The sequence below is a fragment of the Pirellulales bacterium genome, assembly GCA_035499655.1.
GTDB lineage: Bacteria > Planctomycetota > Planctomycetia > Pirellulales > JADZDJ01 > DATJYL01.
This window is the reverse complement of the sequence record DATJYL010000033.1, coordinates 1-19,267: the sequence shown is the minus strand read 5'-3', so window position 1 is coordinate 19,267 and position 19,267 is coordinate 1. Positions and strand designations below refer to the sequence as shown.

The following is a 19,267-nucleotide window of genomic DNA, read 5'->3' as shown; positions in this document are numbered from 1 at the left end:
GGCCTTAATTCAAGGCTCCGCTGGCCCGCCGGCCGCAAATTCTTTCCAGGGATGACTATTTGCCATAAGCCGCATGGTAGCATTCGGTTACGGCATAACTAATGGCATGTTGATTGTCCATGTTGAGGAGTTTTTGCGCGCCCTGGCGGAACTTGACTTAGTTAATGTGTGTTAATAGTATATGAGCATGAAACAAATAGCCCCGATCGCTGCTTTGCCTCAAAACGGCCTGAATGCTGGGCATCGGCCGAGCGATCACTTCGTAGAACCCCTCGCCCAAGATGTAACCAATCTACTCATGTCGCTCATGCGAGATCTATTTGCTGTGGACGATCAAGCCTCGGATCTGCCGCTGCGTCAGTTGCGGGTTTGCGCTCTATTGTACGAGGGGTCGCGCTCCATGACGTCGCTCAGTCGAGAATTGGGCGTGTCGCTGCCGGCCATGACGCAAATTGCCGACCGGTTGGAACGAGCTCGCCTGGTCAAGCGCGCGTTCGAAGGCTCCGATCGTCGAGTACGTTCGTTGCAACTAACGCCGCGCGCTCAACGGATCATGCGGCTGCGCGAAAACTGCCGTATCCAACGGGCTTCAGACGCTCTGCAGCAATTGCCTCCGCAAGATCGTACAAATGTATTGACGACGTTAAAGGTGCTTCTGAATGCCTGTTCGGCGGCCAAAACAATCAATCACGATGCCAGTGGCAATGGTGCTAACCACCATGCCAACGGCAAGAGAGCTAATGGCAAGCGCGCAAGTACAAGTGAAGGCGGCGGGAGCAAATAACAAACCACATCGATCACAGTCCCGGATGCACGCAGCCTGCGACGACACACACGACCATGCGAATCACTGCAATTATCCTTGTCTTAGTAGGCCTCATTGCCGGCGGGGCCGCCATTTACTCTAAATTCATCGGCACTGAGCCGACGGCCAATTACCGCACCGCGGAAGTTACGCGCGGCAATTTGGTGATTACCGTGAACGCCACTGGAACCTTGGAGCCGGAAGAAGTGGTCGACGTGGGGGCGCAAATCGTGGGCCCAGTTTTGAGTTTGGGTCCCGACCCGCGGGGCGTAAGTGACACGACCCTTCGACCCCAGAGCGTTGATTACGATCCGGCCTTCAATGGCAAACATATCGATTATGGTTCCCCGGTCGATGTCGGAACTGTTCTGGCCACGATCGATCCGGCGGTCTACAAAGCACAAGACGATCAGGCCAAGGCCACTTTGCAGCGCTCCCAGGCTGATTTGGGCGAGTTAATTGCCCATCGCGATCAGGCCGAAGCCGACTGGAATCGTGCCCAGACCCTCAAAAACATCAAGCTGCCCAGCCTTTCCCCCACAGGCTCTAAGCTTGATGCCAGCGCCCTGGAGCCGATCAAAGCCATTTCCGACAGCGACTACGATCAGGCGAAGGCAAATTACGAAGTTGCCAAAGCGAATGTCGATGTTGGACAAGCCACGATTGTGCAAGCCGAAGCCGCGCTGAATTTGGCCGATACCAACTTGGGCTACACAAAAATCACTTCCCCTGTGAAAGGCACAATCGTGGCCCGCCGCGTGGATGTCGGGCAAACTGTGGTCGCCACGTTCAGCGCCCAAAGTTTGTTTCTCATCGCCAAGGACCTCAGCAAGCTGCAAATTTGGTCCAGCGTGAACGAGGCCGACATCGGCCGCCTGCATTTGGGCATGCCCGTGTCGTTTCAGGTCGAAGCGTTTCCCGAGGAGAACTTTCACGGCACAGTCTCGCAAATCCGACTGAACGCGCAGTCGAATCAGAACGTCGTCACGTATACCGTGGTGATCGATACCGATAATTCGAATTTGAAATTGCTGCCGTATCTGACGACCGACCCGGTCAAATTTGAAGTCGAAAAGCACAGCGACGTATTGCTTGTGCCCAATGCGGCCCTGCGTTGGCAGCCACGGCCGGAACAAATTGCCCCGGACGCGCGCGAGGCCTTAAAAACCGCCGCCCCCGGAAAAGAACATGACGTTGAAGGCAAAGAAAGTAGTGAAAATAAAGTCGGTAAAGATGCTCCCGCCAATGGTGAGAAATCTGGCGCTGCCGACGCCGAAAAGTTGGCCAATACCGATGCGCCAGACAATGCCAAAGGGTCTATTCCGACAACCGATGGCACTCCGCCCGTTGGCACTCCTCCGGCAGATCAAGGAGCAGCCAAAGGTGAAAAAGCGGGTAAAAAAGGCGAAGGACATAGTCGACGGGCAAAAAATCGCGACGATCATGGTACGCTGTGGGTGAAAGACGGCAACTATGTGCGGCCCCTGGAAGTTCGTAAGGGAGACAGCGACGATCAAGTAACCGAAATCAGCGGCGACAATGTGCAACCGGGCTTGGAGGTAGTCGTCGGAGAAGTTCACGCCACCGACCAAGCGGGCGAAACCAATCCGTTCGCGCCGCAGTTCTTCCGCGGCAACCGGCCGGGCGGCGGTGGACAAGGTGGACAAAAAGGTGGCGATCAAGGCGGCGGTAAGGGAGCCAAGTGACGAGGCGTCTTATGCCCGAACAGCAAATTAACAACGGTCCCGGCACGGAACTTATCCGTGTCGTCAACCTGCACAAAACGTATCATCTCGGCGAGATCGACGTGCCCGTGCTCAAGGGCGTGTCGTTTTCCATCAACCGTGGTGAAATGGTTGCCCTCATGGGCGCCTCCGGCTCCGGCAAAACCACGCTGATGAATATTCTCGGCTGTCTTGATCGGCCCAGTTCCGGCGAATTCTGGCTCGATGGCAAGGAAATGAGCGATCTCACGCCCGACCAACGCGCCCTGGTGCGCACCGAAAAATTGGGTTTTGTGTTTCAAAGCTTCAATCTGTTGCCGCGCACCTCGGCTATGCAAAATGTGCTCATGCCACTGGACTATTCTCCCTCTCGCCTAGCACACTCTGACGCCAAACGCCGAGCCTTGGAACTGTTGGATCGCGTCGGTTTGGGGCAGCGGCTCGATCACGAACCCTCGCAAATGTCTGGCGGTCAGCAACAGCGCGTGGCCATCGCCCGATCGTTGGTCAATGAGCCGGCGCTGGTGCTCGCCGATGAACCCACCGGAAATTTGGACTCGCGCACCAGCGTCGAAATGTTGCAGCTCTTCCAGCGATTGAATGCCGCTGGAATTACCGTGATTATTGTGACCCACGATGCCAAAGTGGCGGCTTTTGCCCATCGCACGATTCGCATCGCCGACGGTTTGATCGAAAGCGATGGGGCCTCCGCACTGATGCCCGCGTCAGGACCGCACGCTGCTCCGGAGGCAGCCTCCGGCAACGGTCACTTCCCGGACGTCGAATCCGCAACAGGCAACGGCGCCTTCGGCGGGAATGGTGCCCCAAACAGCAACGGAAACGGACATACCGACGACTGTGGCCATACCCAGTCGGCCCCCCCTGGCGTGCATTTCGGCCCTATGACCGCTAGCCCCGTAGCAGCCGGCGTGACCGTAGGTTCCAGCGCTGTTCCCGTGCTGGCGCAAACTTCTCATTCGCGCTTGCAACCCACCACGCAATTCCCGGCAGCCTCGCCAGTGGACGGCAACCCACAACCGGCTGCCCGAACTTTTTCAGCGGAAAGTGCCGAGCCTGCGACCGATCCGGAAAAGCACATTCGGCACGGCAAATTGGCCGCTATCATGCCTCCCACGCTGCGAACCGCTTTGAATGCCCTGCGGCGCAATAAGCTGCGGGCCATTCTCACGACGTTGGGCATCATCATCGGCGTGTGCGCAGTCATTGCCATGATCGAAATCGGCCAAGGCGCCAAAACCGCCATTGAGGCGTCCATCGCCAGCATGGGCGCCAACAGTTTGCTAGTTCAATCGGGAGCGGCCACTAGCGGTGGCGTCAGTTTCGGCGTCGGCAGCGTGCTTACTCTGACCCCGCAAGATGCTGACGAAATTGCCAAGCAATGTTCGTCCGTCGATGCCGTGGCGCCCATGGTCCGCGTTCGCGCCCAGTTAATTTATGGCAACCGCAATTGGGTGCCCATGAACATTTACGGCACCACGCCGGCATATCTTGACGTGCGCGATTGGAAAGATATGGACATGGGGGATATGTTCACCGATCGCGACGTGCTGAACGGCAACAAAGTTTGCGTTATTGGCGAAACCATCGTCCGCGAATTGTTCCAGGGGCAAAATCCCATTGGCAAATCGGTCCGTGTGCAAAATGTATCACTGCGTGTGGTCGGCGTGCTCAGCAAGAAGGGCGCCAACACCTTCGGCATGGATCAAGACGATATTTTGCTCGCTCCCTGGAGCACCATTAAATATCGAGTCGCCGGCAGCAGTGCGGGCAATGTGAACCAAAGCTCGGCCACGACAGCTGCCGCCACTGGCGCTACCAGCACTACGACTACCGTTAACACCCTGAGCAATTTGTACCCAGGTGGCGACGCCCTGTATCCGGCCCTGTCGGCCAACGATATTGCCGATACGCCGCAGCCCATTCGCTTTACCAATGTCGATCAAATTCAGGTCGAAGGGGCCAGTGCCGCGGAAGTTCCACAAGCCATTGACGAAATTACCGCCCTGTTGCGGGAACGCCATCATTTGCGGCCCGGTCAGCCCGACGACTTCAGCATTCGCGACATGACCGAACTCACCAAGACCATGACGCAACAATCGAGCCTGATGAGCGGGCTGCTGTTAATCGTGGCCATGATTTCGCTGCTTGTCGGCGGCGTGGGCATTATGAACATTATGTTGGTTTCGGTCACCGAGCGCACCCGCGAAATTGGCCTGCGAATGGCCGTCGGCGCCCGGTCGCATCACATTCTGCGACAATTCTTGATCGAGGCCGTCGTGCTGTGTTTGTTCGGCGGCATCGCGGGAATTGCGTTCGGGCGCTGCGCTTCTATGATGGTCAAACACTTCATGCGCTGGCCGACGCAAATCTCTATTCCGGCCATTGTCGCCGCCTTTTTAGTCTCGGTCACCGTCGGCGTCGTGTTCGGCTTCTACCCCGCCTGGAAAGCTTCCCGCTTGGATCCCATCGAAGCCCTGCGCTACGAATAAGCCGCACGAATCGATTCGCTGCGCCATAAGAATAGCAGGCCTGGCGTCAATCCACGTCTGGCCTCACTCCCGCGACAGGCAATTTCAAAAATTTGTGTTGCTGATCCCTTCGCCTCCGTTCATCGTCCCCAGCGCACTCCAAATACTGGGTTTAATGGCATCCGAGATGAAACGGACCGACCCGTCGCAAAACGACACATTGACCCCGCCAATGTGCCGGCTGCGGGCAGCGTAATAATCGCCCACCGCGTTCCCTGCCCCTTGCTTTGCCGGCATCAGCGGATCTCCGGTTGGGGTAAAGCGCCCCACGAGATCGGACTGCAGGGCATTTGGCGTCATGCTGATGGTGGAATTTACAATCGTGTTGAAGCGAAATTCGCCTTGATCGTTATGAATGTCGCCCCGCCATTCGTTGTCGCCAATATACCAGCCTCGCAAAATCTCCGCCATCATTAGTGTATTGGAGGTGCCGTCGGTAATCATGGAAAACGTTGTCAACCGCGGGGTCGCTGCGTTCCCCTTGATTTGCGAAAAAGGCGCAATGCCCGCTGGCTCTGGGTTCTGCCCATAAGTCGAGTTCCCCCAATTAACCGCGTAGTTCCCGCGCCGACGCTCGTCGTCGTTCGCGCCGGTTTGATCGTTTCCCTCCGTATCAGTCGGGCAATAATACAAATCAACATACTGTCCGGTAAGCCCCGTCATCGAATCCGTATTGGTGTTGGGCGGCAGATTCCAATCTAAATTGATGTTGAATTGATTAGACAGCCCTTTTTCTTCGATAAAAGCCCACAGATTAATCACCCAGGTTTGTCGCGGCGGCGTGGTGGTGGAACCCGCAGCGTGCGATTGCGAACCCAGCGGAAAGTGTTTCTTCGCGCCGGCATAGTTGTGCATCGCTAAACCCCATTGTTTGAGGTTGTTCTCGCACTGCGAACGCCGGGCTGCTTCGCGCGCCGCCTGCACCGCCGGCAGCAATAGCGCAATCAGGATGCCGATGATGGCGATCACTACCAACAACTCGACCAGCGTAAAAGCCCGCCGCTGACCGTGTACCGAATGTTGCATGGTATTCACTCCTCAACCCAGGGTCTTTGCATAGCACCCCGCCGAGACGAACGTTTGCAAAGCCCCACGCGCTCAGTTTCCCACTGCACCGCCCCCACGGTTTCAAAAGAACCGGCGGTGATTTCCCCTTCCCCCACACCTAGTCTTCTTCTAACAATCCCGAGAAACGCTGTCAATGTTTTCCCAGAAAGGTGGCGAGCCAGCTTCAATATAGCCCGTATCGGTCGAAAAAACGCTGTCCGAAATCCAACCGGCCCACCGCACTGAAAGCGAGTCTCCTACAGGCGTGACGATATTGATGGCATGACGCCGAAGTCCCCCCTTGCGGTTTAGCCTGTCCCTGCCGGACCACTCGCAGCCTGGGTGTTCGTCTTTTGTCCGTCGCCCGGCTGGCCGTTCTTGCCGGCTTCGCCGTTGAAGCTCGCCCGTGGATACGGCGAGGGGCCGATAATTTCTTCAACTTCCATTTCGTCCAGCATTTCCCGCTGTTCCAGCGCAGCGGCCAAGGCGTCCAGTTTTTGACGATGCACGTTCAAAAGCTCCATCGCCTTGCGATCGGCATCGTGCAAAATGGCCGATACTTCCTCGTCCACCACTTGCGCGCTGTGCTCGCTGAATTCGCGCTGCTCCACGATTTCGCGCCCCAAAAACGGGTGCTCCTCGCTGGTCCGGTATGCCACCGGGCCCACGCGTTCGCTCATCCCCCAATGCGCCACCATTTTGCGGGCCAGCTTGGTGACCTGGGCCAAATCGTTTTCCGCGCCGGCGCTGAATTCGTTAAACACAATTTTTTCGGCGGCACGTCCCCCCAGCATGAACACCAAGCGACTGTTAAGTTCCGATTGTCCTATGTTCAGCCGGTCTTCCTCGGGCAACAGTTGCGTCACGCCCAACGCCCGGCCACGGGGAATAATGGTCACTTTGTGTAACCGGTCGACGCCGGGCAAAATCCAGGCCAGCAAAGCATGGCCTGCCTCGTGATAGGCCGTCATTTTTTTCTCTTTGCCGCTCAGTAATTCGTCGCGCTTCGGCCCCATCAAAATCTTGTCGCGGGCGAATTCAAAATCGTCCATGTCCACTTTATCCTTGCCGTTCCGCGTCGCCCACAACGCGGCTTCGTTTACCAAGTTGCGAATATCGGCCCCAGTCAAACCCACCGTGCCGGCGGCCAGCCGTTCCAAACTGACGTCGGCGGCTAGCGGAACGTCTCGGGTGTGAACTTTGAAAATGGCCATCCGCGCCCGTTGATTCGGCCGATCGACCGTAATATGCCGATCGAACCGCCCCGGCCGCAACAGCGCCGGATCAAGCACGTCGGGCCGGTTGGTAGCGGCCAGGACGATGACCGCCTCAGTCTGACTGAAGCCGTCCATTTCGCTCAATATTTGGTTCAGCGTTTGTTCGCGCTCGTCATGTCCGCCCCCCAGGCCGGCCCCGCGTACACGGCCCACGGCGTCAATTTCATCGATGAACAAAATGCACGGCGACGCTTCTTTCGCCGTTTTAAACATGTCGCGCACCCGGCTGGCTCCCACGCCCACAAACATTTGAATGAACTCGGAGCCGCTGATCGAAAAAAACGGCACGCCCGCTTCCCCCGCCACGGCCCGTGCCAGCAGCGTTTTGCCGGTGCCCGGTGGACCCATCAAAAGCACCCCCTTAGGCACGTGTCCCCCCAGGCGCGTAAATTTTTCCGGGGCCTTCAAAAACTCCACAATTTCTTGCAGGTCGTTCTTCACACCCTCCAGGCCAGCCACGTCTTTGAAGGTGATCGGCTTATTCGATTCCTCATAGCGCTTGGCCGGACTTTTGGAAAAGCCCGACAGAATGCCCCCTCCCATAAATTGATCGCGCGTGCGGCGCAGCATCATCCACAATCCAAACAACAACAACAGCGGCACAAAACAATACAGCAGCAACAACATGAACGTGTTGTCGGACGGTGGCTGCGCGTTGACTCGCAAGCCGTGCTTTTCGCTCATTTCGGTCAGAGTGTTCATCAAATCCGGGTTGTCAGCAGGCGGCAACGTGACGCTAAAGTTTTGTTGCAGCGGCTCCCGTTTGGATTCGGTGAACCAGCTTTCGAATTTCGACTCGCTCGTCTGGCTGGCGGCTGGCGGCGGCGCTTCCGGAATTTTTCGAAAGCGGCCCAACAACGTCGATTGGCTGTCGAAATCCACTTCCGAAACGTTATCAGCCTTCAGTTGTTTCCAGAAAAAATCGTATGTGATTTCCGAGCGGTTGCCCCCATTCCGGCTAAATACCATAAATGCCAGCAGCACCAAACCCGCCACAATCAACCACAGCGTGGTCGGCTTGATACGGGGGCGAAGCGGCTGCCCCGGAGGAGGTCCCGGTACCAGGGGCTTATTGTTTTCCATTCTTATCTTTCATGCCTGAACGGACGGGTGCGTAGACGACTGTGAGAATTCTATCCCGAAGGCCTCATTTTTTCGACGCCTTTTCGCTTCCAGCGGGGCTAAATTCCCGGTGGCGAAAATCGGGCCAGAATCGCGGGACCACGAATCACCGGCCTCCGGCGGCGTCCCACCTCGGTCCGAAACCCAGCTTACCCTCCTTTGGCGGGTTGCTGCTTTTGCACTTGGCCATCGGCGTAATCCTGTTCCAACAGCTTCTCTCCTTTGTCGTTCCACTGAATCAGTTTGCCGTTCAGTTTGCCATCTTTGAATTCTACCTGTTTGGACATCTGCCCATTGGGAAACCACTGTGTTTGTGTCCCGTTAAGCTGGCCGCGTTCAAAGTGCATTTCGCTCGTCTTCTTTCCATCGGCGTTCCAAGCAATGCTGGTGCCGTCCGGCTTGCCGTCCCGATAGTCGGTTTGCTCGCGGATTTGCTTGCCGTCTTCACCGTAAACAATCCATCGGCCGTCGCGCTGGCCTGCTTTGTAACTGACTTCGCTCTGCTGCACTCCTTTATCAGTAAATAGTGTCCAGTGGCCGTCGAGTTGGCCGTCGATGTAGTTTTCCACCTTGGCTTCCTGGCCATTGGGATACCACATGTGCCACGCGCCGTCTTTTTTCCCATCAACGTAATTTCCCTCTTCCAGTTTTTCCCCGCTCAAATAGAAGCTGGTGTACGGGCCATGATTGACCATCGAATCGTCGCTGTACCGTTTTACCATGCGCCGAATCTGCAATTTTTTGTTGGGGTAAAGTTCCTCCACGGTGATCTGGCCCACAAACGTCGGCGGCGGCGCCGATTTTTCCTCGAACACCGGTTTCACAGCGCCTTTGTCTGCCGTCGGCGTTGTCTGGCTGGCGGCCGGCGCGCCCGTTATATTATTTCCCTGCGAAGCATCGGCAGCCTTATCGGTGGTCGCCTTGTCGCCGGTTGATTTCCCTTGATCGCTGCCGCAACCGGCCAGCGCGAGCAAAAACAATGCTCCCGCACAGACTCCCATAACAAATGTTCGTGACCCGTAATGTGCCCATTTCATTGCCGCATTCCCCTCATTGATTTGTCGTCCAATCGTCCCCTTTTGAGGCCATGACCCTATCGAGCCCAACCCAGCCGGTCAACAATTCTCGCTTTTCCGCTAGTCGCTCCCTACCTTCCAATATGACATGCCGAAAGCCCTTCGTCCACCAAGCCTTGCGACGGGCCGTATCCAGTTTCAATATGGCCTAACTGTGCCAATCGAGAATAACTGTAGCCCGAAAGCAAACTGACCCATTATCTTGCATGCTCCAAATGCCAAACCATCCGCAACACGATCAACCAGCAATTGTTCGCCGCGGAGCCGTGGCCGTCATTGTGCGTAACGACCGGTTGCTGATCATTCGTCGCTCGCAACAAGTGGTGGCCCCGGGCATGTACTGCTTTCCAGGCGGCGGAATCGAACCGGGCGAGACAGAAGAACAAGCTGTCATCCGCGAACTACAAGAAGAACTCGCCTGCCGCATCCAGCCTCGGCGGCGAATTTGGGAAAGCGTTTCCCCCTGGCGCGTGCATTTAGCCTGGTGGCTTTCCGATCTCGATTCCTCCTCCACGCTCACGCCCAATCCGCTGGAAGTGGAATCGGTCCACTGGCTCACGCTCCAAGAAATGGCCACCCTTCCGAATCAACTCGAAAGCAACTATCGATTCCTGGAAGCGATTTCTCGCGGCGATGTGCCGCTCGAAATGCCGTGAGCGGTTGACGAGCAATCAGTGCGGATCGGCCGCTGCCGGCGAAGGTTGATCTTCCACTGTCGGATTGGCCGCGCTCGGCGTCAAATTGGCCGTCGCAGTTTTTGCGTTCGTACTGGCTGCCCCCGTACCCGTATTAGGCGCCCGGCGAATTTTCGCCACCGCCGCTCGCTGTGCCGCCGCTTGCGACGGTGTGGTCAGCGGCAAATTGGCTCCCGGGAAGGCATTGCTTGGCATCAATACCGTCGCCGGCGCTGGTGAAGCCAATACCGGCGGCGCGCCAAACGGCAGCATGGCAGCCGACATGCTGGCCGGAGCAGACGCTTGCAACCTGGCATTGCTGTTGGGCGAGGCTTGCAGCACCCAATTCATCAACTCCTGATACTTCGTCGTACCCACCCCGGTCGCGCCGGATGCCTGATGCGGCCCGTGCGGCTCCCGGGCTGCCGAAAGTAGCTTGCTGTCGATCGGATTGTCATGATCGATCCACTCCAGCGTGTTGTACAAATTTCGCTCCGTCAGCCGCCGCGTGGCAATTCTCTCTTCGCTCGATCGCAACAGCGTGAACGACGATGACGAACTCGGCCCGTGGCAACCCGCCGTGGCACAATAATTCAAAAGCATCGGTTGAATCGTGGCCGTGAACGTTTCCACGGTGCTCGGCGGCAACGATCGCACCAGCCGTTCCAACTCCTCGGCCGAAACCGGTTGTAATTTCCCCGTACTATCGGCGGCCGTATCTTGTGGCACATCGGGCTGCAGCTCCCGTTGCAGCCGGTTGTCCAAGGCAACGAGCCGCGGATTTTTCGAGTCTATCTCCATCGCCGCCGTAATTTCGCGCGCGGCGTAACCCAGCAATTTCTGCCGCATGCACCAGTCGGCCAAATTCAAATGGTCTTCAATTCGCCCCGCCACAACCCGATTCCGCTGCACGTTATACGCTTCATCCAAGGTTTGGCACAAAAAATCGACGTCGCGGCTGGCCAGGCGGATTTCCGTTCCATCCCCCCTAATCACATAGCGATCTCCCTGCCGCGAAACCACGCCGCTTAGCACTTCGCCGTTGCGCAGCACGACCAACTCTGTCTGCGCGTTGCTCGGGGGATCAGCAGCCCAAACGGCGCAGACAGGAATCGCCAACAATGTCAAAAGTGAGAATCGCAGCGCAATTCGGCCAATCATGGCGGCGGAAGAGTAGGAAAGTTGGACGTTGCAGTCAACGGCATCTGCAGCCAAGGCCTAGCCGGGACGGGCCAAATTTTCTAAAATCCCAACTTTTCCAGCTTTCGCACGAATCCACCATTCAAATATCACTCTGGAGAGTTTGCCGTCATGGAACGTACTTTCGTCATGCTCAAGCCAGATTGCGTCCAGCGCCGCCTGGCCGGACGCATTCTGACCCGCTTCGAAGACAAGGGCCTCAACGTCATCGCCCTAAAAATGCTGCGGATCACCCCCGAGCTTTCCAAGCAGCATTACGCCGAACATGTTAGCAAGCCGTTTTACCCGGCTCTGGAAAAATTCATTACCGGCGGCCCGGTCATCGCTGCCGTGGTGGAAGGCTTGGAAGCCATCCGTGTGGTCCGCGACATGCTGGGCCCCACCAGCGGTTTGAAAGCCCCCGCCGGCACCATTCGGGGCGATTTCAGCTCCAGCCGCCAAATGAATTTGGTCCACGCTTCCGACGGCCCCGAAGCCGCCCAGCGCGAAATTGCCATCTACTTCAAAGACGCCGAACTTTGCCCCTACTCCCCCACCGTCACTCCCTGGATGAAAGCCGGCGACGAAGGGTAAATCTCTCTTTCGCATCCGAGATTCAATCAATTCGATTCCTCAAGCCCAGCGGTTGCAATCCCTGGGCTTTGTTTGTTCCTGCACATCCCGCCCCTACTTGCACCTCTCCGCTTCAGCCGTAACAATGGCGGCTGTCCGTTGGACACCTGTTCACTTACCCTATCGGGTCAGTCAAACTTTGTTCCTCGCCCCTCGCCCCTAACCCCTAATCTCTTCCCTACGGCTCCTGAACCCTGAACCCCGAACCCTTCACCGCCATGCTCGCCAAGTTGCACACCTTTTCGCTCCTGGGCATCGACGCCCTCCCAGTCGATGTCGAAGTTGATGTCTCTCCCGGCGCGCTCCCCAAGACTATTCTCGTCGGCCTCCCCGAAGCCGCGGTGAAGGAAAGCACGCACCGCGTGGAACGGGCTATGGTTAACAGCGGCTTCATGCGACCGCAAGATAAAATCGTCATCAATCTCGCCCCCGCCGAGCTCCCCAAAAACGCCGCCTCATTCGATCTGCCCATTTCGTTGGGCATTCTGGCCGGCAGTGGCCAACTTCAGTCCGACCTGTTCGAAAAATACGCCGTCGTGGGCGAACTGGCGCTCGACGGCGTCACCCGCGCCACTAAAGGCACGCTCTCCATGGCCATGGCCGCCGCCGCGCAACCCGGTCTGCGCGGCATCGTTGTCCCTACAGAAAGTGCCGCCGAAGCCGCCGTGGTCGAAAACATCGAAGTCATTCCCGTTTCCAGCCTCGCTCAAGCGGCCGCCTTTTTTACCGGCGACATCGAAATCGACCCCACGCCGCCGCGGCTCGACGAATGGTTCCAGCAATACGCCGCCTACGAGCTAGATTTCGCCGACGTCCGCGGCCAGGAAATGGCCAAGCGCGCCATCACCATTGCCGCCGCCGGATCGCATAATCTGCTGATGCTCGGTCCTCCCGGTTCCGGCAAAACCATGCTCGCCAAGCGCGTCCCCACCATCATGCCGCAGCTCACCGCGGCCGAATCCATCGAAACCACTCGCATTTACAGCGCAATGGGTTTGCTCAAGCCGAACCAGCCGCTGCTGGCCACGCGCCCTCACCGCTCGCCGCATCACACTATTTCTAACGCCGGCCTGGTTGGCGGCGGAACCGTTCCCACGCCGGGCGAAATTTCGCTCTCGCACAACGGCGTGCTGTTTCTGGACGAGCTGCCCGAATTCAACCGCCAAACGCTGGAAGTGCTGCGTCAACCGCTGGAAGACGGCGCCGTCACCATCAGCCGTGCCCTCAACAGCACTACATTTCCGGCCAACTTCATGCTGATCGCCGCGCTCAACCCCTGCCCTTGCGGTTACCGCAACGATCCCCGCCGCGAATGCCACTGCACCGTGCCGCAAATCGAGCGCTACATGAACAAAATCAGCGGCCCGCTGCTCGACCGCATCGACATCCACATCGAAGTCCCCGCCGTGGCCTATAAAGAACTCTCCTCCGCCGTGCCCGGCAGCACCAGCGCCCAAATGCGCGAGCAAGTGACTCACGCTCGCCAGATGCAGGCCCACCGCTTCAACGGCAGCGCCACCCGCCAAAACGCCCACATGAGCCACCGCCAAATCCGCGAGCATTGCCGCCTTGACGACGCCTGCGCCAACCTGCTCCGCAGCACCATGACCGAATTGGGCCTATCCGCCCGCGCCCACGACAAAGTCCTTCGCGTCTCGCGCACCATCGCCGACCTGGCCGGCAGCGACGCCATCACCCCCACCCATCTTTCCGAAGCCGTCAACTACCGCATGCTGGACCGCCAGTTGTGGACGTAAAGCCATGAACCCTGAAAAACATGCCTTGTCATCAACAGAACCCAATTTCAGCGGGGTATAATATCCCAGGAGGCCCAATCCATGTTCACCCGTATTATTTCCAATCCGGCAATTCTAGCCGGCAAACCCTGCATTAAGGGCACCCGCATCAGCGTGGAAATGATTTTGGAGTGGATCGCCTCCGGAGCCACCCGTGACGATATTCTCCGTGGCTACCCGCAACTGCACGCCGAAGACGTGGAAGAAGCTCTCCGCTACGCCGCACAGTCCGTGAAAAACGACGTGACGGTCACTGCGGAGATCCCGTCGTGAAATTGTTCGAGTGCAAGCTGCTCGCTGATGAAAACATTCACCCGGATGTTGTTCAATTTTTGCGCCAGCAGAACTGCGATGTACGCGACATCCACGAATTAGGATTGGCGGGCCAGGACGATGATGCCATTCTCGCCGCAGCATTCCAAGAACAACGGACCGTATTAACTCACGACGGTGACTTTGGCCGCTTGGCCATCTCGCAGGGCATTCCAATCAATGGAATCGTGTACTTGCGTCCCGGACATATCGACTCAGCTTTCACTATTGCTTCGCTCCAGGCCATTCAAACTCAAGACCTGGACCTAGCCGCTCCGTTCATACTCGTTGCATTTCAGCGCGGGCCTCACGTCCGTGTCCGCTTGCGCCGCTGGTGATTGATCGTCCGCGCAAATTTAAGATAAGATGGTCGGGTCAGTCGGACCTTAACCATGTGAAAAGAAACGATTCGAAAAATTCTCGATTCATTTCCCTGCGACAAAGTGAACGTCGATGATTTCCTGTACAAGGTCGATTTATTCGCTCGCCTTGAAGAAGCCGAGCAGCAAATTGCCACAGGCCGCGTAATCCCGCACGAACAAATCGAGGCCGAATTCCGCGAGTGGCTTCAATAACAAATCAGGGCGTAATAATTGACACACCCTCTGTCAGTTTGGGAGAACGGCCATGAAACCGCAAGAACGATTTGCTGTGTTCGTCAAATCGCTTGGCGTTTGGCTATTGGTCACGGGCTTGGGAACACTTCCGCTTGCTACTTTTGGCTTGCGACAGTTTTCCGATGCGGAAGATTTCTTTTATATGATCATGCAAAGCATCGGCGAGCCACTCTTCATGTGTGTCGCGGGTTTGTGGCTGCTTCGCTCCAACTGGATTGCCGATGTAACCTATCCTAAGTTGGGCGTAACGAACTCTTCTGCCGATCTGTACCCAGATCAGTCAGCGACCAGCCTAGAATTATTCTCGGCACTCACAAAGACGCTTGGCGTTTTCTTCTTTCTTCATGGAATAACTATTTTGCCCCATGCGTTGTCTGATTATCACTCCGTTTCCGGCCCAAGCTGGGCACGACCGCTGCTTTTGTTTGAAATCATCGCAGTTTCGGCGAATTCAATTGTATTTGGCGTTTTATTGCTGATCGCAACCAATTGGTTTATCAGGCTCGGGTTTTCCGAGTTACTTGACGACACCAACCCAGCCGATAATGAAGTCACAACTTATAAATCGCCTCAATTAGCGCTCTTTGCGGTCATTGTGAAAACATTAGGTCTCTGGTTTTTCATCCACGGTCTCGCTAAGTTTCCTCATGCGATCACTCAGGCCTTCGCTGGTGGAATTGCCACCTCGTGGGAAGCCATAAAGCAATCCGCAGGAATTTTCGCGTTACCCGTGATGTCGGTGCTCATGGGCGGCCTGTGCTTTTTCGCAACCGATTTATTTGTGAAGTTGGCATTTTCTAAACGCCCTGCCGCAGTTCAATAAGTATGCCCCTCCCCGCAAACGATAATCCACTTAATTTCTCCCTCGATGCCCGCACGGGCCTGGCGGCGGAGAGGACATTGTGGGCGTGGGTGCGGATGGGCATCGCGCTGATGGGCTTCGGCTTTGTGGTGGCCCGGTTTGGATTGTTCTTGCGCGAAATTTCGGCGGCCACGGCAAGCTGCCGCTCAAGATGAAGCTTCAATCTGCAATTTCCACGCCCTCTCCCACCACGCGCACCCGCCCCTTGCCAATCAGCCGCAGCGCTTCGGGATACGCCAAACACTCCGCGGCAAACACACGTGCGGCCAGCGTTTCCGACGTGTCATCTTCCAGCACCGGCACGCTGCGCTGCAAAATAATCGGCCCGTGATCGTACTGGTTGTCGACAAAATGCACGGTGCAACCGCTCAGCCGCGCGCCCGATTGGAGCACCGCCTCATGCACCCGCAATCCGTACATGCCCGGACCGCAGCAACTGGGAATTAGCGCCGGGTGAATGTTCGTTACCCGGTTGATAAAATCGGGCGGCACCAGCACGTGCTTCAAAAATCCTCCCATCGCCACCACCTGCACGCCCGCCTGCCGGCACGGCCCGAACACCGCTTCGCTGAATTCTGCTGGGGTGGCGAATTTATTTTGCGGCACGACGAGCGTCGGAATTCCCGCCGCCCGGGCAATTTCCAAACCGCCCGCCTTGGCCAAGCTGGAAATCACTAGCTCAATCTTCGCATCCAAGCGTTGCCCGCTCCCGTCGGGCATGCCGATTTTCTGAATCAAATTCTTTAGCGTCGTCCCTCCGCCGGAAATCAGCACCGCCAAGCGTAGCGGAGACACAACTTGGCCGAGTGTGAATGACATGGAGAGTCTAGAAGCCGCAGATGAACGTGGAGGGCAAACAGCCACAGATGAACGCAGATTCACACAGATGATTTTAAACGCCTCGAATCTCGTCAATGATTAATTTCCGCAAAAATTCATCTGCGACCATAATCTTTTCATCCAATTCATCCGTGTTCATCTGTGGCTACTTTTTTTCGTTTTGCAGTTCGTACGAACAGGTGCATCGTTTCCTCGCCTAGTTTAATTTCAACCGGCTCAGCGTTTTCCAGCGGTCCAATTTTCAGCAGCATCGCCAAGGTTTCGCCGCGGATGTAATCGCCAAATTGTTCGACCGCCTGCCGGATTTGTGCCGATTCGCTGACTACACCGACTTCAATTCGGTCGGTGTATTCGCAGCCTGTGTCTTTTCGAGCCGTTTGAATGGCATGCACAATTTCGCGGGCCACGCCTTCAACGGCCAGCTCCGGCGAAATTTCGGTCGCCAACACCACCACGCAGTGCTTGCCCTGTGCCGCGGCCCAGCCGGGTTTGGCTTGCAGCCGCACTTGCAAATCGTCCCGGTCAAGCGCCTCGCTAAGTCCCGGCGCGCCGGGATCGTCCAACTTCAGCGACACCTTGCCCGCCGCTTCCATTTCGGCCAGCAACTTGCCGCCGTCGGCCTTGGCCAGCGCCTGCTTCACCAGCGGCAATTTTTTCCCCAGCCGCGGGCCGAGCCGTTTCAGGTCGGGCAGTACCGTGTAAGTGATGTATTGATCGGCCTTCTGCGTGAACTCCACGTGTTTGACGTTCAGCTCCTTGCAGATGACCGCGGTGTGATTTTCCAGCCACGCCTGCGCGGCCGGGTTGACCAAAATCACTTCCACTTTCGCAAGCGGCTGCCGCACTTTCAGCTTGGCCCCCATGCGGGCCGACAGGCCGAGCGAAGCAATTTCGCGCACCAAATTCATTTCGGTCGACAGTGCCTCGTCGATGGCAGCCGGGTCGCCCGTGGGGAAATCGCAGAGATGGACGGATTCAAGAAAGGGCGCAGGGCGCAGGGCGCGGGATGCAGGATCAGAACTATCCCCTGCGCCCTGCGCCCTGTCTCCTCCGCTTAAATTTCCCCACATCGCTTCGGCCATGAACGGCACGAACGGGGCGATGATTTTGCAGGTCGTCAACAAGCATTCGTACAGTGTCCAGTAAGCGTCGAGTTTATCCGGATCATGCTTGTCTTCAGCCCAAAATCGATCACGGCTGCGGCGCACATACCAGTTGGAAAGGGCGTCAACAAATTCGATGATGCGCTGCGCGGCGGTGTAGTTGTCGTAGGCATCCATATGCTTCACGACGGCAGCGGCAGTGCGGTTGAGCTCGCTGAGAATCCAGCGATCGAGTTCGCTGCGCTCGCGGATGGGGCGGTAGGTTTTGGCGGTGGCGAGATCGGCGGACGCTAAGCCGCAAGCGGTTTGCTCACTGCCCCCTGCGCCCTGTTCCCTGCGCCCTATCTCTGCCAGTGGCTCAAACCCGTCGATGTTGGCGTAGATGACAAAAAAGCTGTACGTGTGCCACAGGCGAAGCAGAAACTCGGGGATACTGTCGCGGATGGCCCGTTCGCTGTAGCGGATGGTGGTCCACGGCGGCTGCGTGGCGAAAAAGTACCACCGCAAAGCGTCAGCTCCGTATTTATCAAAAATTTCGCCCGGCTCACGGTAATTCCGTTTGCTTTTGGACATTTTCTGTCCGTCTTCGCCGAGCATGAGGCCCAGGACGATGCAATTGCGGAAGGGATGGGGATAGTCGTGCGTGAAGCCCAGGGGTTGCAACCCCTGGGCTTGCGGCGAAAACAGCAATGTCGAAATCGCCAGTTGGCTGTAAAACCAGCCGCGGGTTTGGTCGAGCGCTTCGCTGATGAAATCAGCAGGGAATTGTTCGTGGAACTTTTGGGCGGCGTCGCCGTCATTTCCGTTTGCCAAGGACCACGGTTTCCGAGTGCGACTGAGAAGAACCTTCACACGACTCCCAATTTTCTTCACGTCAAATACTGTCGCCTCAATTTGCTGTCCGACGTTTAAAGTTTCGCCAGATAATTGCTCAAATCGAGGCACAACTGCCTCGACACTGCCTAGTGATATAGTCGCCACATCGTTTTCAAACTTCTCCACGACACCGGAGACAATTTGACCGATTTTTTTCTGATAGATGTCGAACAAGATATCCCGCTCGGCTTCCCGGTTCTGTTGCTCAATCACTCGCTTGAGGATTTCGGATTGTTGCTTCGACATGGATGCTAGTTTGGCACTGTCGGGCAGTTCAGCGCGACCAACGGTCGCAGCTTTATTTTCCCCCTGGTAACCCCATTGGGCGAAGGGCATGGCGCCGCTGTCATACCAGCAGTCGATAACTTCGGTCACGCGCCGCATCCGCGCCCCTTTTTCAAACGGCGAATCGTACGTGACGGCGTCGATGTAGGGCTTGTGAACTTTCAAATCGTCGGCCAATTTTGGATTGGCTTTTTTCGCCGCGGCCCAAACTTCGGTCCCCTGAATGCCGGGCTTTTTCAACAGCTCGTCATAATTGGCCACGGCTTCCATTTTGCCGGTTTTCTCGCATTGCCAGATCGGCAGCGGGGTGCCCCAGAAGCGCTCGCGGCTGAGGGCCCAATCGACGTTGGTTTCCAGGAAGTTTCCGAAGCGCCCCTCTTTGATGTGCTCGGGCAGCCAGTTGATGTGCTGGTTGTTGTCCAGCATTTGCTGCTTGAACTCGCTGGTTTTGATGAACCAACTGCGCCGCGGATATTGGATGAGCGGATCT

General features: G+C 56.9%; 17 protein-coding genes. 11 read left to right on the top strand and 6 right to left on the bottom strand.

Going from position 1 to position 19,267, the window contains the following annotated elements; all coding sequences use genetic code 11:
* The first annotated feature begins 187 nt into the window (after positions 1–187).
* The 3 genes from VMJ32_02205 to VMJ32_02195 are packed head-to-tail and all read left to right on the top strand — an operon-like array spanning position 188 to position 5,039.
* Positions 188–784, top strand: a complete 597-nt coding sequence (locus tag VMJ32_02205) for a MarR family winged helix-turn-helix transcriptional regulator (protein HTQ37809.1) — start codon at positions 188–190, stop codon at positions 782–784.
* A 56-nt stretch (positions 785–840) separates the two neighbouring features.
* Complete coding sequence (locus VMJ32_02200) at positions 841–2,511, top strand: efflux RND transporter periplasmic adaptor subunit (protein ID HTQ37808.1); 1,671 nt, start codon at positions 841–843, stop codon at positions 2,509–2,511.
* Positions 2,512–2,522: 11 nt separating this feature from the next.
* Positions 2,523–5,039, top strand: coding sequence for an ABC transporter permease (locus tag VMJ32_02195; protein HTQ37807.1), 2,517 nt, complete (start codon positions 2,523–2,525; stop codon positions 5,037–5,039).
* 84 nt (positions 5,040–5,123) lie between these two features.
* On the opposite strand, the gene VMJ32_02190 is transcribed toward VMJ32_02195, so the two are convergent.
* From VMJ32_02190 to VMJ32_02180, 3 genes are all read right to left on the bottom strand, one after another.
* Positions 5,124–6,104, bottom strand: a complete 981-nt coding sequence (locus tag VMJ32_02190) for a DUF1559 domain-containing protein (GenBank protein HTQ37806.1) — start codon at positions 6,102–6,104, stop codon at positions 5,124–5,126.
* Positions 6,105–6,433: 329 nt separating this feature from the next.
* Positions 6,434–8,485, bottom strand: coding sequence for an ATP-dependent zinc metalloprotease FtsH (gene ftsH / locus VMJ32_02185; GenBank protein HTQ37805.1), 2,052 nt, complete (start codon positions 8,483–8,485; stop codon positions 6,434–6,436).
* Between the two features lie 188 nt (positions 8,486–8,673).
* Entirely contained in the window at positions 8,674–9,525 is an 852-nt protein-coding gene (locus VMJ32_02180) for a toxin-antitoxin system YwqK family antitoxin (GenBank protein HTQ37804.1), read from the bottom strand.
* Positions 9,526–9,806: 281 nt separating this feature from the next.
* On the opposite strand from VMJ32_02180, the gene VMJ32_02175 reads away from it, so the two are divergent.
* On the top strand, positions 9,807–10,256 hold the full coding sequence (locus VMJ32_02175) for an NUDIX domain-containing protein (protein ID HTQ37803.1): 450 nt from the start codon (positions 9,807–9,809) through the stop codon (positions 10,254–10,256).
* Positions 10,257–10,271: 15 nt separating this feature from the next.
* Here VMJ32_02175 and VMJ32_02170 read toward each other — a convergent pair whose 3' ends face one another.
* Positions 10,272–11,435, bottom strand: a complete 1,164-nt coding sequence (locus VMJ32_02170; protein HTQ37802.1) for a hypothetical protein — start codon at positions 11,433–11,435, stop codon at positions 10,272–10,274.
* Between the two features lie 150 nt (positions 11,436–11,585).
* Between VMJ32_02170 and ndk the strand changes: the two genes are divergently transcribed.
* The 7 genes from ndk to VMJ32_02135 all read left to right on the top strand — a co-directional run bounded on the left by ndk (position 11,586) and on the right by VMJ32_02135 (position 15,828).
* Positions 11,586–12,047 (top strand): nucleoside-diphosphate kinase, encoded by a 462-nt coding sequence (ndk, locus tag VMJ32_02165; protein HTQ37801.1) that lies wholly within the window; start codon positions 11,586–11,588, stop codon positions 12,045–12,047.
* A 257-nt stretch (positions 12,048–12,304) separates the two neighbouring features.
* Complete coding sequence (locus tag VMJ32_02160; protein HTQ37800.1) at positions 12,305–13,843, top strand: YifB family Mg chelatase-like AAA ATPase; 1,539 nt, start codon at positions 12,305–12,307, stop codon at positions 13,841–13,843.
* Between the two features lie 81 nt (positions 13,844–13,924).
* A complete protein-coding gene (locus VMJ32_02155) occupies positions 13,925–14,155 on the top strand; it encodes a DUF433 domain-containing protein (GenBank protein ID HTQ37799.1) in 231 nt (76 codons plus the stop codon).
* The gene (locus VMJ32_02150) at positions 14,152–14,532 is read left to right on the top strand and encodes a DUF5615 family PIN-like protein (protein HTQ37798.1); all 381 of its coding nucleotides are present in this window, start codon (positions 14,152–14,154) and stop codon (positions 14,530–14,532) included. The genes VMJ32_02155 and VMJ32_02150 overlap by 4 nt, the downstream gene beginning before the upstream one ends.
* Before the next feature lie 105 nt (positions 14,533–14,637).
* A complete protein-coding gene (locus tag VMJ32_02145; GenBank protein ID HTQ37797.1) occupies positions 14,638–14,769 on the top strand; it encodes a hypothetical protein in 132 nt (43 codons plus the stop codon).
* A 52-nt stretch (positions 14,770–14,821) separates the two neighbouring features.
* Positions 14,822–15,634 carry a hypothetical protein gene (locus tag VMJ32_02140; protein HTQ37796.1) on the top strand — a complete coding sequence of 271 codons (813 nt, stop codon included), beginning with the start codon at positions 14,822–14,824 and terminating at the stop codon, positions 15,632–15,634.
* A 2-nt stretch (positions 15,635–15,636) separates the two neighbouring features.
* On the top strand, positions 15,637–15,828 hold the full coding sequence (locus VMJ32_02135; GenBank protein HTQ37795.1) for a DUF202 domain-containing protein: 192 nt from the start codon (positions 15,637–15,639) through the stop codon (positions 15,826–15,828).
* Positions 15,829–15,832: 4 nt separating this feature from the next.
* Here the strand turns inward: VMJ32_02135 and VMJ32_02130 are convergent, their stop codons facing one another.
* Together VMJ32_02130 and VMJ32_02125 are read right to left on the bottom strand one after the other, a co-directional pair.
* Positions 15,833–16,468, bottom strand: coding sequence for a phosphoribosylglycinamide formyltransferase (locus VMJ32_02130; GenBank protein ID HTQ37794.1), 636 nt, complete (start codon positions 16,466–16,468; stop codon positions 15,833–15,835).
* A 170-nt stretch (positions 16,469–16,638) separates the two neighbouring features.
* The coding region (locus VMJ32_02125; GenBank protein HTQ37793.1) for a class I tRNA ligase family protein at positions 16,639–19,267 on the bottom strand (2,629 nt) is incomplete at its 5' end.

Coding starts and splice junctions, on each gene's coding strand:
- VMJ32_02205 (HTQ37809.1), top strand. CDS start 188: ATGAAACAAATAGCCCCGATCGCTGCTTTGCCTCAAAACGGCCTGAAT.
- VMJ32_02200 (HTQ37808.1), top strand. CDS start 841: ATGCGAATCACTGCAATTATCCTTGTCTTAGTAGGCCTCATTGCCGGC.
- VMJ32_02195 (HTQ37807.1), top strand. CDS start 2,523: ATGCCCGAACAGCAAATTAACAACGGTCCCGGCACGGAACTTATCCGT.
- VMJ32_02190 (HTQ37806.1), bottom strand. CDS start 6,104: ATGCAACATTCGGTACACGGTCAGCGGCGGGCTTTTACGCTGGTCGAG.
- ftsH (HTQ37805.1), bottom strand. CDS start 8,485: ATGGAAAACAATAAGCCCCTGGTACCGGGACCTCCTCCGGGGCAGCCG.
- VMJ32_02180 (HTQ37804.1), bottom strand. CDS start 9,525: ATGGGAGTCTGTGCGGGAGCATTGTTTTTGCTCGCGCTGGCCGGTTGC.
- VMJ32_02175 (HTQ37803.1), top strand. CDS start 9,807: ATGCTCCAAATGCCAAACCATCCGCAACACGATCAACCAGCAATTGTT.
- VMJ32_02170 (HTQ37802.1), bottom strand. CDS start 11,435: ATGATTGGCCGAATTGCGCTGCGATTCTCACTTTTGACATTGTTGGCG.
- ndk (HTQ37801.1), top strand. CDS start 11,586: ATGGAACGTACTTTCGTCATGCTCAAGCCAGATTGCGTCCAGCGCCGC.
- VMJ32_02160 (HTQ37800.1), top strand. CDS start 12,305: ATGCTCGCCAAGTTGCACACCTTTTCGCTCCTGGGCATCGACGCCCTC.
- VMJ32_02155 (HTQ37799.1), top strand. CDS start 13,925: ATGTTCACCCGTATTATTTCCAATCCGGCAATTCTAGCCGGCAAACCC.
- VMJ32_02140 (HTQ37796.1), top strand. CDS start 14,822: ATGAAACCGCAAGAACGATTTGCTGTGTTCGTCAAATCGCTTGGCGTT.
- VMJ32_02135 (HTQ37795.1), top strand. CDS start 15,637: ATGCCCCTCCCCGCAAACGATAATCCACTTAATTTCTCCCTCGATGCC.